Annotated in this window: 14 protein-coding genes; 11 read left to right on the top strand and 3 right to left on the bottom strand. The window is 71.8% G+C overall.

Going from position 1 to position 14,056, the window contains the following annotated elements; genetic code table 11:
* Positions 1–196 precede the first annotated feature (196 nt).
* The 11 genes from ABD901_RS48480 (at position 197) to ABD901_RS48530 (ending at position 12,417) form a co-directional block, all read left to right on the top strand.
* A complete protein-coding gene (locus ABD901_RS48480; RefSeq protein ID WP_345139356.1) occupies positions 197–2,029 on the top strand; it encodes a discoidin domain-containing protein in 1,833 nt (610 codons plus the stop codon).
* A 73-nt stretch (positions 2,030–2,102) separates the two neighbouring features.
* Positions 2,103–2,525, top strand: coding sequence for a MarR family winged helix-turn-helix transcriptional regulator (locus tag ABD901_RS48485; protein ID WP_345139359.1), 423 nt, complete (start codon positions 2,103–2,105; stop codon positions 2,523–2,525).
* On the top strand, positions 2,522–4,204 hold the full coding sequence (locus ABD901_RS48490; protein ID WP_345139363.1) for an MFS transporter: 1,683 nt from the start codon (positions 2,522–2,524) through the stop codon (positions 4,202–4,204). The genes ABD901_RS48485 and ABD901_RS48490 overlap by 4 nt, the downstream gene beginning before the upstream one ends.
* A 558-nt stretch (positions 4,205–4,762) precedes the next feature.
* Positions 4,763–5,476: an FKBP-type peptidyl-prolyl cis-trans isomerase gene (locus ABD901_RS48495; protein ID WP_345139365.1), complete on the top strand. Its 714-nt coding sequence runs from the start codon at positions 4,763–4,765 to the stop codon at positions 5,474–5,476.
* A gap of 231 nt (positions 5,477–5,707) precedes the next feature.
* Complete coding sequence (gene atpB, locus ABD901_RS48500) at positions 5,708–6,487, top strand: F0F1 ATP synthase subunit A (RefSeq protein WP_345139368.1); 780 nt, start codon at positions 5,708–5,710, stop codon at positions 6,485–6,487.
* A gap of 97 nt (positions 6,488–6,584) precedes the next feature.
* Positions 6,585–7,772: a metallophosphoesterase gene (locus ABD901_RS48505; RefSeq protein ID WP_345139371.1), complete on the top strand. Its 1,188-nt coding sequence runs from the start codon at positions 6,585–6,587 to the stop codon at positions 7,770–7,772.
* A gap of 268 nt (positions 7,773–8,040) precedes the next feature.
* Complete coding sequence (locus ABD901_RS48510) at positions 8,041–8,646, top strand: hypothetical protein (protein WP_345139374.1); 606 nt, start codon at positions 8,041–8,043, stop codon at positions 8,644–8,646.
* Entirely contained in the window at positions 8,643–10,058 is a 1,416-nt protein-coding gene (locus tag ABD901_RS48515; RefSeq protein ID WP_345139377.1) for a flotillin family protein, read from the top strand. The genes ABD901_RS48510 and ABD901_RS48515 overlap by 4 nt, the downstream gene beginning before the upstream one ends.
* A 47-nt stretch (positions 10,059–10,105) precedes the next feature.
* Positions 10,106–11,368, top strand: coding sequence for a cytochrome P450 (locus ABD901_RS48520; protein ID WP_345139381.1), 1,263 nt, complete (start codon positions 10,106–10,108; stop codon positions 11,366–11,368).
* A 24-nt stretch (positions 11,369–11,392) separates the two neighbouring features.
* A complete protein-coding gene (locus ABD901_RS48525; protein ID WP_345139384.1) occupies positions 11,393–11,908 on the top strand; it encodes an MgtC/SapB family protein in 516 nt (171 codons plus the stop codon).
* Between the two features lie 68 nt (positions 11,909–11,976).
* Positions 11,977–12,417 (top strand): universal stress protein, encoded by a 441-nt coding sequence (locus ABD901_RS48530; RefSeq protein WP_345139387.1) that lies wholly within the window; start codon positions 11,977–11,979, stop codon positions 12,415–12,417.
* 7 nt (positions 12,418–12,424) lie between these two features.
* Here the strand turns inward: ABD901_RS48530 and ABD901_RS48535 are convergent, their stop codons facing one another.
* The 3 genes from ABD901_RS48535 to ABD901_RS48545 are packed head-to-tail and all read right to left on the bottom strand — an operon-like array spanning position 12,425 to position 13,906.
* Complete coding sequence (locus ABD901_RS48535) at positions 12,425–12,670, bottom strand: ribosomal protein L7/L12 (RefSeq protein ID WP_345139395.1); 246 nt, start codon at positions 12,668–12,670, stop codon at positions 12,425–12,427.
* 5 nt (positions 12,671–12,675) lie between these two features.
* Positions 12,676–13,170, bottom strand: a complete 495-nt coding sequence (locus tag ABD901_RS48540; RefSeq protein ID WP_345139398.1) for a GNAT family N-acetyltransferase — start codon at positions 13,168–13,170, stop codon at positions 12,676–12,678.
* A 52-nt stretch (positions 13,171–13,222) separates the two neighbouring features.
* A complete protein-coding gene (locus ABD901_RS48545; protein WP_345139401.1) occupies positions 13,223–13,906 on the bottom strand; it encodes a hypothetical protein in 684 nt (227 codons plus the stop codon).
* Between the last annotated feature and the right edge of the window lie 150 nt (positions 13,907–14,056).

Consider the following 14,056-nt stretch of genomic DNA (forward strand, 5'->3'; position numbering starts at 1 on the left):
TGCCCGATGCGTCAGACATCAAAACCCGCCACTTGACGGAACGGTCGGAATCGATAAGGCTGCTTGGTGAGAGAGCGCTCTCTCATCCCGCCAGCGACCAACGCCCGCCAGCGCCGGTCCTCCGCCTGATCCGGCGCATCCCCGAGGTGCGGCGTCGATCGCCGACGCCCCCAACCCACGTCAGGGAGCAGCACTGATGCTCGAGAACTCCAGACCACCCACACCCCAACCCATCGATGAACGCACAACGAAGCCGCGCCGCCGCCGGCGGCCGTTGATCGTGAGCGCGCTCTCCGTGGCGGCCGTGCTGATCGGCTATGCGGCGTTCACGATCGGCAACGCGAGCGCCGCCAGCTCCCTGTTGTCGCAGGGCAAGCCGACCACCGCCTCGTCGGCAGAGAACGCCGGCACGCCCGCCTCGGCCGCCACCGACGGCAACACCGGCACCCGCTGGTCCAGCGCGTTCAGCGACCCGCAGTGGATCCAGGTCGACCTCGGTCAGACGGCCACGATCGACCAGGTCGTGCTCAACTGGGAGGCCGCCTACGCCAAGTCGTTCCAGATCCAGACCTCGGCCAACGGCACCACCTGGACGAACATCTACAGCACGACCACCGGCACCGGCGGGGTGCAGACCCTCGCGGTGTCCGGCTCCGGGCGCTATGTCCGGATGAACGGGACCGCCCGCGGCACCGCCTACGGCTACTCGCTGTGGGAGTTCCAGGTCTACGGCTCGTTCGGCGGGTCGACCGGCTGTGGTACAGCCAACGCCGCACAGGGCCGTCCGGCCACCGCGTCGTCGACGGAGAACGCGGGTACACCCGCATCGGCCGCCTTCGACGGCAACACCGCCACCCGCTGGTCCAGCGCGTTCAGTGACCCGCAGTGGATCCAGGTCGACCTCGGTGGCACGGCGAGCATCTGCGGCGTCGACCTGAACTGGGAGGCCGCCTACGGCAAGTCCTTCCAGATCCAGGTTTCCACCAACGGCACCACCTGGACGAACATCTACAGCACGACGACCGGCACCGGCGGCGTCCAGAACATCACCGCCTCCGGCTCGGGCCGCTACGTGCGGATGAACGGCACCGCGCGCGGCACCGCGTACGGCTACTCGCTGTTCGAGTTCGCCGTGCACGTGACCGGCACCGTGCCGACCACGCCGAACAGCACCCCGCCGAGCACGCCGCCGAGCAGCCCGCCGCCGCCGGACCAGTTCTGGGGCGACACCGCCTCCATCCCCGCCGCGCAGAACGTGGTGATGGTCAAGGTGCTCAACCGCACCAACGGCCGCTACCCGGACAGCCAGGTGTACTGGAGCTACAACGGCACGGTGCACTCGATCGCCGAGCAGCCCTACTTCGACATGCCGGCCAACACCGCGGGTCGCATGTACTTCTACGTCGGGCAGCCCAACGGCCAGTACTACGACTTCATCGAGTTCACCGTCGGCCCGGCGGTCTTCAACGGCAACACCACGCGCGTCGACGCGTTCGGCCTGAAGATCGCGATGCGCCTGCACGCGCACGACGGCTACGACGTGCAGGTCGGCGAGGACTACCAGACCTTCACTGAGTCGCGTGAGGCCACCTTCGCCAAGTTCATCGCGGAGGTACCGCAGGAGTTCAAGGTCCTCGCACAGTCCCAGGCGCCCTACCGCATCATCGCGCCCGGCAGCGACCCGACCTTCCGCAGCGGCGGGGTGAACCAGAACTACTTCACCGCGTACGCCCAGCAGTACGGCATCAACGCACCGACCTCGGACGTCTTCGGCTGCGCCGGGGTGCTCGCCAACGACCCGGGCAACTGCGCCGCGCTCAACCGGCACGTGCGCCAGCTGCCGCAGTCGGACTGGTCGACGCCGAGCCTGTACTACCAGGCCGCGCCGGCGAACTACTACGCCAAGTTCTGGCACGACCACGCCATCAACCGCCTGGCGTACGGCTTCCCGTATGACGACTACGCCGGCCAGTCCTCGTTCGTGTCGCACGGCAACCCGCAGTACCTGCTCGTCGCGGTTGGTTTCTAGCCGCTGAGGGGGTGGCGCGGATCACCCGCGCCACCCTTTCTTCAACCCAGGTTTATCAGTCTACATTTACTATATGGAGATCGAGAGCACCGCCGCCGCGCTGCAGATCGCGGTCGGCCGCCTCGTCCGACGGCTTCGCCAGACCCACGTGCCCGGCGAGCTCACGCTCGGCGAGGCCTCCGTCCTGTCGCGCCTGGACCGCGAGGGCGCCATGACCCCGGGCGAGCTCGCCAGCGCCGACCGGGTCAAGCCGCAGGCGATGGGCGCCACCGTGCAGGCCTTGGAGCAGCGCGACCTCGTCTCGCGCGCGCCCGACCCCGGCGACGGCCGCCGGGTGCTCATGGCGATCACCGCCGAGGGCCGGCGGCTGCTCACCGACCGCCGCTCCCTGAAGACCCAGGCCCTCACCGAGGCGATCGGCCGGCTCACCGAGGACGAGCGCGACGCCATCGCCGAGGCCGCCCGCCTCCTGGACCGGCTGGCGGAGGAGTTGTGAGCGCCGCGGTGCTCGACGAGCGGCAGCAGACGGACCGCTACAAGTGGGTGGCGCTGTCCAACACCACGCTCGGCATGCTCATGGCCACGATCGACGGGTCGATCGTCATCATCTCGCTGCCGGCCATCTTCCGCGGCATCGGGCTGGACCCGCTCGCCCCCGGCAACATCGGTTACCTGCTGTGGATGATCATGGGCTACCTGCTCGTGTCCGCGGTCCTGGTGGTCGCCCTGGGCCGTCTGGGCGACATGTTCGGGCGCGTCAGGATGTACAACCGCGGCTTCCTGATCTTCGCGATCGCCTCCGTCGCGCTCTCCTTCGATCCGTTCCACGCCGGCGCGGGGGCCCTGTGGCTCATCGGCTGGCGCATCGTGCAGGCGTTCGGCGGCGCGATGCTCACGGCCAACTCGGTGGCGATCCTCACCGACGCGTTCCCGGCCCGCCAGCGCGGCATGGCGCTGGGCATCAACCAGATCACCGCGCTCGCCGGGCAGTTCCTGGGCCTGCTGCTGGGCGGGGTGCTCGCCGCCTGGGACTGGCGCGCGGTGTTCTGGGTCAGCGTGCCGGTTGGCGTCGTGGGCACGATGTGGTCGTACCGCAGCCTGCGCGAAACCGGCGAGCGCCACCGCGCACCGGTGGACTGGGCCGGCAACGTCACCTTCGCGGCCGGCACGGCGCTCATCCTGGCCTCGATGACCTACGGGATCCAGCCGTACGGCGGACACCCCACCGGCTGGACCAGCCCGCGCGTGCTGGGCGGCATCGGCCTGGGCGTGGCGCTGCTGGCCGCCTTCATCGTCATCGAGTCGCGCGTGGCGCACCCGATGTTCCGCCTGGCCCTGTTCCGCATCCGCGCGTTCGCCGCCGGCAACCTCGCCGCCCTGCTCGTGGCGGTCGCGCGCGGCGGCATGCAGTTCATGCTCATCATCTGGCTGCAGGGCATCTGGCTGCCCCTGCACGGCTACAAGTTCGAGGACACGCCGCTGTGGGCCGGCATCTTCATGCTGCCGCTGACCGCCGGGTTCCTCGTCGCGGGCCCGATCAGCGGGTACCTCTCCGACCGCTTCGGCGCCCGCCTGTTCTCCACCGCGGGCCTGCTGCTCGTCGCCGGCGCCTTCGCCGGGCTGCTGCTGATCCCGATCGACTTCCCGTATCCGCTCTTCGCCGGCCTGCTGCTGCTCAGCGGCCTCGGCCAGGGCATGTTCTCCGCCCCGAACACGTCCGCCATCATGAGCAGCGTCCCGGCCAACCAGCGGGGCGTGGCGTCGGGCATGCGCGCGACGTTCCAGAACGCCGGCATGTCCCTGTCGATCGGCGTGTTCTTCTCCCTCATGGTGGCGGGGCTGGCTCGAGCACTGCCCGAGACGCTCACGTCGGGTCTTTCCGCTCAAGGGGTACCGCAGGACGTGGCCGCCCGCGTTGCCTCGCTGCCGCCGGTGAGCACGCTGTTCGCGGCGTTCCTGGGCAGCAACCCGGTCGAGCACCTGCTGGGCGGCCCGGCGCTGGCGGCGCTGCCGCCCGTCAACGTCGCGACCCTCACCGGGCACGAGTTCTTCCCGAACCTGATCGCGCAGCCGTTCCACGACGGGCTCGTGGTCGTGTTCGGCGCGGCGACGCTCATGACGCTCCTGGCGGCCGTCGCGTCCGCCTCGCGGGGCCGTCACGTGCGTCAGCAGTAGTCCCGGTCCCTGTCCACAATGGACGCCGGCCGGAAAATGTCGTACCCCCTCGATAACGTGACGGCATGACCAAAACCGAGATCGCCAAGACCACGCGGGGCCGGTGCCGTCGCAGGGACGTCCAGGAGCGAACGCGGAGCACCCGAAGACGCGGGCGCGGTGGGGTCGCGCCGCGGACGCGGCGGCCCGAGGGTGCGCCGCCCAGGCGCGGTGGGGTCGCGCCGCGGACGGGGCATCCCGATGGTGCGCCGCCCAGTCGCGGTCGGGTCGCGCCGCGGACAGGGCGGCCCGACGGTGCGCCGCCCGGGCGCGGTGGGGTCGCGCCGCGGACACGACGTCCCGAGGGTGCGCCGCCGCGGCGAAGTGTGCCGCGGCTCTACCTGCGGACTGTCGCGGAGCGCGCGGGGCGCACGCGACGGGAGTGACGGATGAGAGCACGGTCGGCGCCCTGGCCCGGGTGCCGGCCGTGCGCGGCCCGGTTTGTCCCTTTTCTCCCCGGCTCGAATGCTGAGGCATGTGCGGGCTGACCGCCGGCATCGCATGTCGTACCTTGTTCCGGTGAGCGAACGTGTGACCGGCCCGCAGCGCCCCGCGGCCCCCAGTCGTCCCGGCAGCGGCACGGCCCTGCTGACCAAGGCGGAGAAGCGCGCCGCCGCCAAGGCGGCCAAGGAGCGGGCGGTCGCCGCGGCCAAACGGCGTCGTGTGATGGCCATCGTCGGCGCGGCCGTGGCCGTCGTCGCCGTCATCGGCCTCGTGGTGTGGCTGTCGGTGCGCTCCGACGGCCCGGCGACCGACTCCACGGCGTCCAGCGCCACCGGCGCCACGGCCACCGGCGCGGCCCCGACCGCGGGCGCCACCGTCGCGCCCACGACGGCGGCGTTCCCGCCGGTGCCGGCGGGCGCCGACCCGGCCCTGTCCACGAAGCCCGTGGTCAAGGCCGGCACCGGGACCGTCTCCAAGCTCGCGGTGACCACGCTGGTCGAGGGCAAGGGCGCCGCCACGCAGACGGGCCAGCAGATCACGGTGAACTACGTCGGCGTCACCTACGCGGACGGCAAGGAGTTCGACGCCTCCTGGAACCACTCCCAGGCGTTCACCTTCGCGCTCGGCGGGAACGTGATCCCGGGCTGGAACCAGGGCCTCGTCGGCGTGAAGGTCGGCAGCCGCGTGCAGCTGGACATCCCGGCCGCCCTGGCGTACGGCGACAACCCGGGCGGAGGCCAACCGGCCGGCGCGCTGCGCTTCGTCGTGGACGTGCTCGCCGTCTCATAGCACCGCCGCCGCTTCGTAGGGGCGGTGCCCCCGTCTGTGGGCGGTGCCGCCTCGTGTGGGCGGCGCCCCGGCGTGTGGGCGGTGCCGCCTCGTGTGGGCGGCGCCCCGGCGTGTGGGCGGTGCCGCCTCGTGTGGGCGGCGCTCCCGTGCGTGCACCCCGACGAGGTGCGGGGCAATGCATAGATCAAGGTGATAGTACGATCTCCCTACCGCATACGAAGTGGGGGTCGTATGGACGTGCCCTTCCCGCCCGGCGTCAAGGATTTCGACTTCGACAGTCTCATTCCGGGGTTGCGCGGGGTGGACCTCGGGCTGGCGTTCACCAAGATCACGTTCATGGTGTGGCTGGCCGTTGCGATCGTCATCCTGTTCTTTCTGCTGAGCTATCGGCGGCCCAGGATCGTGCCCTCGCGGGGGCAGTGGCTGGCCGAGTCGGTGTACGGGTTTGTGCGGGACGGGATCGCCGCGCCGGTCATCGGCAGCCAAGGGCTGCGGTTCGCGCCCTATCTCACCGCGTTGTTCTGCTTCATCGCGGTCACCAACGTGTTCGCGATCGTTCCGCTGTTCCAGGTCTCGCCGAATGCGCACATCGCGTTTCCGGCGGTGCTGGCGATCATCACCTACGTGCAGTTCATCTACCTCGGGATACGCAAGCACGGGGTGGTGCGGTACTTCAGGACCAACCTCTTCATGCCGGGGATTCCCTGGCCGCTGTACTTTCTGCTGACGCCGATCGAGATCATCCAGACGTTCTTCTTCCGGCCCGTCACGCTTGCCGTGCGGCTCTTCGCCAACATGTTCGCCGGGCATCTCATGCTGCTCGTGTTCACGTTCGGCGGGTTCGCGATGCTGACCAGCGCGAACCTGTTCGTCGCGCTGCTGTCGCCGCTGTCGTTCGCGCTCGCGATCGTGATGACGTTCTTCGAGTTCGGGGTCGTCATCCTGCAGGCGTACGTGTTCACGATGCTGACCGCGAGCTACATCGAAGGGGCCATCGCGGACTCGCACTGACGAGCGACCGAACAGCCGAGCAGCGGCACCGCGGAGTGCGACCCGAATCTCAGGGCGCTCTCAGGAACCGCCGCCGAGCGCGTGCCAATATTGCCACATGGCGACTACTGAGGCGGTACCGGCTCCTTCCGTTCGGCGGCGTTCACTCCTGCGGCCCCTGGCGTTCGTGGGGACGCTGAGTGTCGTGCTCGGGCTGCTGTTCGGGGTGCCGTGGTGGTCGCTCGTCATGGCCGGCAACGAGTGGCCGGGCGCGGTTCAGGCCGTCGGGACCGTGGTGTTCGCGGCGGCGCTCGTCGTGTTCCCGGTCACGATGTTCCTCGGGCACGGGCGGCGCGCCGACTGGGCGGCCCGCATCGGCGACACCATCCTCGGCGCCGTGTGGATCCTGTTCGTCTGGGCCATCGCGGGGGACCTGCTGCGGCTCGGGCTGCTCGCCGGCGGGGTCGCCGACCCGGTGCGCTCGCGGGTCGCGGCGCTGTTCACCGTTGTGGTGGCCGTCGGGCTCGGGCTTTGGGGGTATCGCGAGGCCATGCGCGTGCCGCGGGTGCGCCGCGTCGAGGTGCGGCTGCCGCGGCTCGGGGCGGGGCTGGACGGGCTGAAGATCGTGCAGCTCACCGACACGCACTACGGGCCGATCGACCGCGTCGCGTGGTCCAAGGGGGTCACCGAGGTCGTCAACTCGCTCGACGCCGACATCGTCACGCACACCGGGGACATCGCCGACGGCACGCCGAGCCAGCGCACCGAGCAGGCGGCGCCGCTCGCGGACGTGCGGGCACGGATGGCCAGGGTGTACGTGACCGGCAACCACGAGTACTTCGGCGAGGCGCAGGGCTGGCTCGACCACATGCAGTCGCTCGGCTGGGAGCCGCTGCACAACCGGCACGTCGTCGTGGAGCGCGGCGGGGACCGGCTCGTCGTGGCCGGCGTCGACGACCGGACCGCGGCGGGCACCGGGCTGGAGGGGCACCGGGCCGACCACGACCTCGCGCTGGACGGCGCGGACCCCGATCTGCCGGTACTGCTGCTCGCACACCAGCCGAAGCAGATCGACGCCGCCGTGGCGCACGGGATCGACCTGCAGCTGTCGGGGCACACGCACGGCGGGCAGATCTGGCCCTTCCACTACCTGGTGCGCGTCGACCAGCCCGTGGTGCAGGGGCTGACCCGCCACGGCGAGCGCACGCAGCTGTTCACCAGCCGCGGCACCGGCTTCTGGGGACCGCCCTTCCGCGTCTTCGCTCCGAGCGAGATCACGCTCATCACGCTGCGCGCCGGCGCCTGAGCGAGTCACGCTGCGCGCCGGCGCCTGAGCGAGCCACGCTGCGCGCCGGCGCCTGAGCGAGTCGACCTGCGCGCCGGCGCCTGAGCGAGCCACTCTGCGCGCCGGCGCCTGAACGAGCCACTCTGCGCGCTGGCGCCTGAGCGAGCCGCCCTGCGCTCCGGCGCCTGAGTGGGCTCGTCCGGAGAGTGACCCGGATCACTTGACGGGCGGGCGTAGATTCAGCCTGCGGGTCCCGGCGCCCTGACACCGGGACCAACGGGGATGGCACATGAGCGCCGTGACGCTCGCCTTTCTGGGCCTTGGTGGCCTGAGCCTGCTGTTGCTGTTGCTCTCCCTCCGGTTCCGAAGAATCGGACATTTCCGAATCCCGCTCGCCGGAAGGTTGCTGCACCACCGGCCCCGGCTGCGCGTGCTCAAGGCGCGCGGTAACCAGGGCGCGGCGTACACGCTGCCGATCACGAGCGGGTTCGTCGGCGGGTTCGGGTTCGGCGGTGCGATCGCGATCGAGCTGTCGCACCGTACGGGGCCCAGCGCCGTCCTCGTCGGCTGCGTCGCCGGGCTCGTCGCCGGCATCCCACTCGCCTGGGGTGCGGGCCGGTTCGTCGCCGCCGTCACCGACATGCCGACCGACGCGACGCCGGAGAGCGCCGGGCTGGTCGGTGCCACCGGCGTGGTGATCAGCGAGATCCCACGCGATGGGCTCGGTCAGGTGCGGCTGGCCTACGCGGGCCAGCCGATGAAGTTCAACGCGCGCGCGGACGGCCCGCTCGCGCTCGGCGTCCGGGTGCTGGTCATCGGGGTGCCCACCCCGTCCAGCGTGCTCGTGACACCGCTCGAAGCCGTTCTCAACCGAGAACCTGAGGAAGGGTCATGACACCGCTCCTAGCCGCCGTCGGCGGCCTCGTCGTGCTCGTCGTGCTCATCGTCGCGTCAGTGCTGTCGCGGGTCCGGGTCGCCGGGCCGAACGAGGCGTTCATCGTCACCGGCCGCAAGGGCCGCTCGGTCAAGGCGGCCGACGGCAGCGTCACCACGGACCTGTCCGGGCAGAAGGTCGTGATGGGCGCGGCCGTGTTCGTGCTGCCGATCGTCCAGCGGCTGCACCGCCTGGACCTCTCCAGCCGCGAGATCCCGGTCGAGGTCACCGCCGCGGTCAGCAAGCAGGGCATCCGCTGCGACGCCGAGGCGGTCGCGATCGTCAAGGTCGGCGGGACCGCCGAGATGATCCGGCCGGCCGCGCAGCGGTTCCTGCACCAGCAGGACCGCATCGAGGCGTTCACCAAGCAGGTGCTCTCCGGCGCGCTGCGCTCCGTCATCGGGCGGCTCACCATCGAGGAGATCATCCGCGACCGGGCCGGGTTCGCCGCGCACGTCGCCGAGGAGGCCGAGCTCACGCTCACGCACCAGGGGCTCGTGCTCGACGTGTTCCAGCTCGAGGACATCCGCACCGCCGGCACCTACCTGGAGGACCTCGGCCGGCCCGAGGCGGCCAGGGTGTACCGGGCCGCCGCCATCGCCGAGGCGCAGGCCCGGCAGGGGGCGGAGCAGGAGCGGCTCAAGGCCGAGGAGGTCATCGCCGAGGCCGGGCGCAACCTGGCGCTCAAGCAGGCCTCGGTGCAGGCCGAGATCGACGCGGCCCGGGCGCGCACGGCCTCGGCCGGGCCGCTCGCGCAGGCCGAGCGCGACCAGGCGATCATCGCCGAGCAGCAGAAGGTGGCCGAGCGCAACGCGGAGCTCAAGGAGCGCCAGCTCGACACCGAGGTCCGCAAGCCGGCCGACGCGGCCCGGTACCGCGTCGAGCAGGAGGCCGAGGCGGCCAAGAACGCCGCGATCGCCACCGCGCAGGCCTCGGCCGAGCAGGCCAAGCTGCTCGGCGAGGGCGAGCGGGCCCGGCGCGCCGCGGCCGCCGAGGCGGTCCGGCTCGAGGGCGTCGCCGAGGCCGACGCGGTGCTCGCCCGCGGGCAGGCGGAGGCGGCGGCGATGCGCGCCAAGGCCGACGCGTTCGAGCAGTACGGCCAGGCCGCGGTGCTCGACCTGCTGGTGCGGGTCCTGCCCGAGGTCGTCGGCGCGGCCAGCGCGCCCATCGGCGAGATCGACTCGATGACCGTCATCTCGACCGAGGGCGCAACGTCGCTGACCAAGGCGGTGGCCAACAACGTCGCACAGGGCCTGCAACTGGGCACCGACCTGACCGGCATCGACCTCAAGTCGCTGCTGGCCGGGCTGGCCTCGAGCAACGGCAAGCCCGAGCTGACGACCGCCGGTGAGAAGGCGATCGAGGCGAAGTAGACCGTGGCCCACCCCCTTGGTACCGTGAAGTACCAAGGGGGTGGGCCATGCTGCCGGGAACCGCGATCCGCTGGGCCACGAAGCACGGGTTCATGCGGGCGGGCATCAACGCCGCGTCCCGCAAGGGCGACGAGCAGGCTCGTTTCTTCACCGATCCGGCGGTACGCCAGGAGCCGTACCCGTTCTACAAGGCGATCCGCGACACGGCGCCGCTCGTGCGCGGAAGCCTGATGTGGGCGACCGCCCACCACGACCTCGCCAGCGCCGTGCTGCGCCACGACGCGTTCGGCGTCGGGTTCACCGACCGGCCGCTGCCCGCGCCGCTCGCGCTCATGTTCCGCTTCAGCCGCCGAAGTTCTCCGATCGGCCCGGTCGACCCGCCGTCGATGCTGGTCGTCGACCCGCCCGACCACACGCGGTACCGCCGGCTGGTCTCGAAGGTCTTCACCGCCCGCGCCATTGAGGGCCTGCGCCCGCGCATCGAGCGGACCTGCGACGAGCTGCTGCGCGACAAGCCCACCGACCTGGTCGCCGACTACGCCTCCCTGCTGCCGGTGACGGTGATCGCGGAGATCCTCGGCGTCCCGCTCGACATGCGCCGCCAGTTCCTCGCCTGGGGCAACGCCGCCGCGCCCACGCTGGACCTGGGGCTGCCCTTCTCGACGTACCGTCAGACGGAAATCAACATCCGGCGCGTCAACGTCTGGATGCGCGGGCACTTCGCCCGCCTGCGCCGCGAGCCGGGCGACGACCTGCTCAGCCAGCTGGTCCAGCTCGACGACCTGAGCGAGGACGAGCTGCTGGCCACCGCGGGCCTGCTGCTCGCCGCCGGCTTCGAGACCACCGTCAACCTGCTGGGCACCGGCGCCTGGCTGCTCATGCGGCACCCGGAGCAGCTGGCGATCCTGCGCGACGACCCGCAGAAGTGGGGCAACGCCGTCGAGGAGACGCTGCGCTACGACTCGCCGGTGCAGGTAACGGCGCGGGTCTGCCGGCGCGAGGCCGACCTCGGCGGGTATCGCATCGAACCGGGCCACGTCGTCATGGCGATGCTCGGCGGGGCCAACCGCGACCCCGGCGTGTTCGCCGATCCGGACCGCTTCGACGTCACCCGGGCCAACGCGCGCGAGCACCTGTCGTTCTCCGGCGGCGTGCACTACTGCCTCGGCGCCGCGCTGGCCCGCCTGGAGGGCGAGATCGGGCTGCGGATGCTGTTCGAGCGGTACCCGGACCTGAGCCTCGACGGCACGCCGCAGCGGCGCACGACCCGGGTCCTGCGCGGCTTCGAAAGCCTGCCCGTGACGATCTGAACCGAGCTGCGGCAGGATGTCCGCGTGACCCACGACCTCCTCCTGGTGGGCCGGCTCGCCGTCTCGTTCGCGCTGACGTTCGCGCTCGGCTACGAGCGGGAGCTGCGCGGCTCGACCGCCGGCGACCGCACCTTCGCCCTCGTCGGCATCGCCGGCGGCGTGATCGGCCTGCTCGCCGACAAGAACGCGCCGACCGCCCTGGCCGGCGCCATCACCGGCGTCGGGTTCATCGGCGCGGGCCTGCTGTTCCGGCAGAACCCGCCGCAGGCCACCGCGCAGGACCCGATCGCGCCGGCCTCGCGCGGCGGGCGCAGCCAGAGCCAGCTCGCCACCCTGCACGGCGTGACGACGGCGGCGACGATCCTGGCCGCCGCGGTCATCGGCGCCTGCGCCGGCGAAGGGCTCATCCTCGTGGCCACCGGCGCCACGGCGCTCGTGCTGCTGACGCTGGAGATGCGGTACATCCCGGGCATGCGCCGCCTCGACGCGGGCCGCTTCGCGGACCGTTTCGTCAGCGACGACGAGCACCATTCGCACTGAAGCTGTGCATCGAGGCCGATTGCCCGCCCCGCGGCGACAACCGACCGAGGCTGCGGCATGCTGTTCGCGTGCAGTTCGAACTCGGGACCGACGGACCCAAGGTGATCGTGGTCGGTGTCGACGGATCGGACACCTCCATGCGCGCCGGCGCCTACGCCGCGGGCCTGGCCCGACGGCAGCGGGCCCGCCTGGTGGTGGTCTACGTGACCGGCGCGCCCGCTGCCAGCCGCCTGATCGCCGAGGCGGCGGGCGCCGTCGAGCAGGCCATCACCGAGGCGATCGAGGACATGCGCCGCCAGGTGGAGGAGGGCGCCCTGCACACCGGCGTGCGCGCCGAGTTCATCGCCGTGCGCGGCGACCCCTACTCCGAGCTGATCCGCATCGCCACCGACCTGCGCGCCGACGCCGTCGTCGTCGGCTCGTCGCGCCGCTTCGGCCACCGCTTCGTCGGCTCGCTGGCCGTGCGCCTGGTGAAGTCCGGCCGCTGGCCCGTCACCGTCGTGCCCTGAGGCGCCGTCACCGGCCGCGGCGCTCGTAGGCCTCCACGGCGTCCTTGGCCTCCCGCAGCCCCACGCCGGTCGCCTGGCGGTAGGCCTTGATGGCGGCGATCTTGCGGCCGGCGACTAGCTCCTGCACGGCCTGCGGCGGCAGCGTCGGCTCGGGCTCCTCGATGCCGAGGTGGGCCATGATGAGGTCGAGCTTGCGCTCGATCGCGGCCAGGCGGGCGGCGTAGCGGTCCGGAGAGGGCGAGAACCATTCCATGGCCGTCATTGTCCCGCGTTCAGCTCGAGGCGCATCGCGCGCTCGAGGACGCCGGCGTCGCGCGGGTGCGGCTGGGTCTCGCCGGTGTCGCGGAAGCCGTGCCGGCGGTACAGGCGCGCGGCGGGGTCGTTGTCGCCGACCACCCACAGATCGACGTGCGGGTGCCGCCGCTCGGCCGCCCACGCGACGGCCTCGGCGATCAGGCGGTCGCCGACGCCGCGGCCGCGCCACTGCGGCGCGACCCACATGCTGTAGATCTCGGCGGCGCGGTCCGGCGGCGTCCACACGCCGATGAGGCCGGCCGCGCCGCCGGGCCCGGCGATCGCCTTCAGGCCCTTGGCCGGATCGAGCCAGGCGCGCCAGTCGTCGTCGGTGTAGGCGCTCTCGCGCTCGAGCGAGGAGCCGAACGCCTCGGGGGCGTCGGCGAGCGCGGCCAGGCGGACATCGCGCCAGGCGCGCCAGTCATCGGGGCCGAGGCGGCGCACGTCGGTGTCGGTCATGCCCGCCGATCCTGCCGGGCCGCGAACGCCCCGCCAACGCAATTTCGAACCGCTACAGCGGCAGCAGGTCGCGCTTGAGGCGGTGCACGACGCGCCACTGCGCGCGGTTGCCGGACGGCCACGGGAAGCCGCCGTGGGAGAAGACCCAGTTGAGGTACGACACGAATGGCATGTCGACCTCGCCGGCGAAGACGCCCTCGACGCCGCCGTCGGGCAGGATCATGCCGTAGGGGCCGCCGCCGCTGGTGTTGCTCTTGTGCAGCCGGTCCGGCGCGAGGGGCAGGACGAACAGCCCGGGCCGGTCGTCCTCGAGGTGCGCCTGCCATATCTCGTCGTAGTAGTCCCGGATCGGCTCGCCGTAGCGCAGGCCCTCGGCGTCGAGCACGAGCGGGTCCGCCGCCGACGACTCGGGCCAGTCCGGGTGGGTGCCGACGAGCCAGACGGCGCCGACGAGCCTGACCCAGGACAGCAGCGTCATCGGTACCGCACCGAAGCGCTCCCGCAGCCACAGCGCGTGCTGCGCCGAGGTTTCCGTCGCGGGCACGAACGGCTTCGCCGGGGTCTCCTCGTCGTCGTTGCGATGGAAGCGGTACCCCGCCTCGGTGAGCCGCTCGACGATGACCTCGATGTTCTGCCGCGCCCGCCGCGCCATCTCGTCGCAGACCAGCTGCGCCTCCGCGGCGAGGCCGGCCTCCAGCGGCGCGGCGCCGAGCTGGCGCAGCTCGTGCCAGACCACGTCCCGCGGGCCGTTGTTGTACCGCTCACTGGTGCACCATCCCTGTATCCGAGTCGCCCGTTTGATCGCTGAGTGGGAGGGTTCGGGTGCACCCCTGGTCCCCGCCGGGCCATCGCCATCACCGCTCGACCTTCGAGGTCCAGCTTGAGT

Source organism: Dactylosporangium darangshiense (genome assembly GCF_039537565.1).
In the GTDB taxonomy this organism is placed as follows: domain Bacteria; phylum Actinomycetota; class Actinomycetes; order Mycobacteriales; family Micromonosporaceae; genus Dactylosporangium; species Dactylosporangium darangshiense.

Coding starts and splice junctions, on each gene's coding strand:
- ABD901_RS48480 (WP_345139356.1), top strand. CDS start 197: ATGCTCGAGAACTCCAGACCACCCACACCCCAACCCATCGATGAACGC.
- ABD901_RS48485 (WP_345139359.1), top strand. CDS start 2,103: ATGGAGATCGAGAGCACCGCCGCCGCGCTGCAGATCGCGGTCGGCCGC.
- atpB (WP_345139368.1), top strand. CDS start 5,708: ATGGACGTGCCCTTCCCGCCCGGCGTCAAGGATTTCGACTTCGACAGT.
- ABD901_RS48505 (WP_345139371.1), top strand. CDS start 6,585: ATGGCGACTACTGAGGCGGTACCGGCTCCTTCCGTTCGGCGGCGTTCA.
- ABD901_RS48510 (WP_345139374.1), top strand. CDS start 8,041: ATGAGCGCCGTGACGCTCGCCTTTCTGGGCCTTGGTGGCCTGAGCCTG.
- ABD901_RS48515 (WP_345139377.1), top strand. CDS start 8,643: ATGACACCGCTCCTAGCCGCCGTCGGCGGCCTCGTCGTGCTCGTCGTG.
- ABD901_RS48520 (WP_345139381.1), top strand. CDS start 10,106: ATGCTGCCGGGAACCGCGATCCGCTGGGCCACGAAGCACGGGTTCATG.
- ABD901_RS48535 (WP_345139395.1), bottom strand. CDS start 12,670: ATGGAATGGTTCTCGCCCTCTCCGGACCGCTACGCCGCCCGCCTGGCC.
- ABD901_RS48540 (WP_345139398.1), bottom strand. CDS start 13,170: ATGACCGACACCGACGTGCGCCGCCTCGGCCCCGATGACTGGCGCGCC.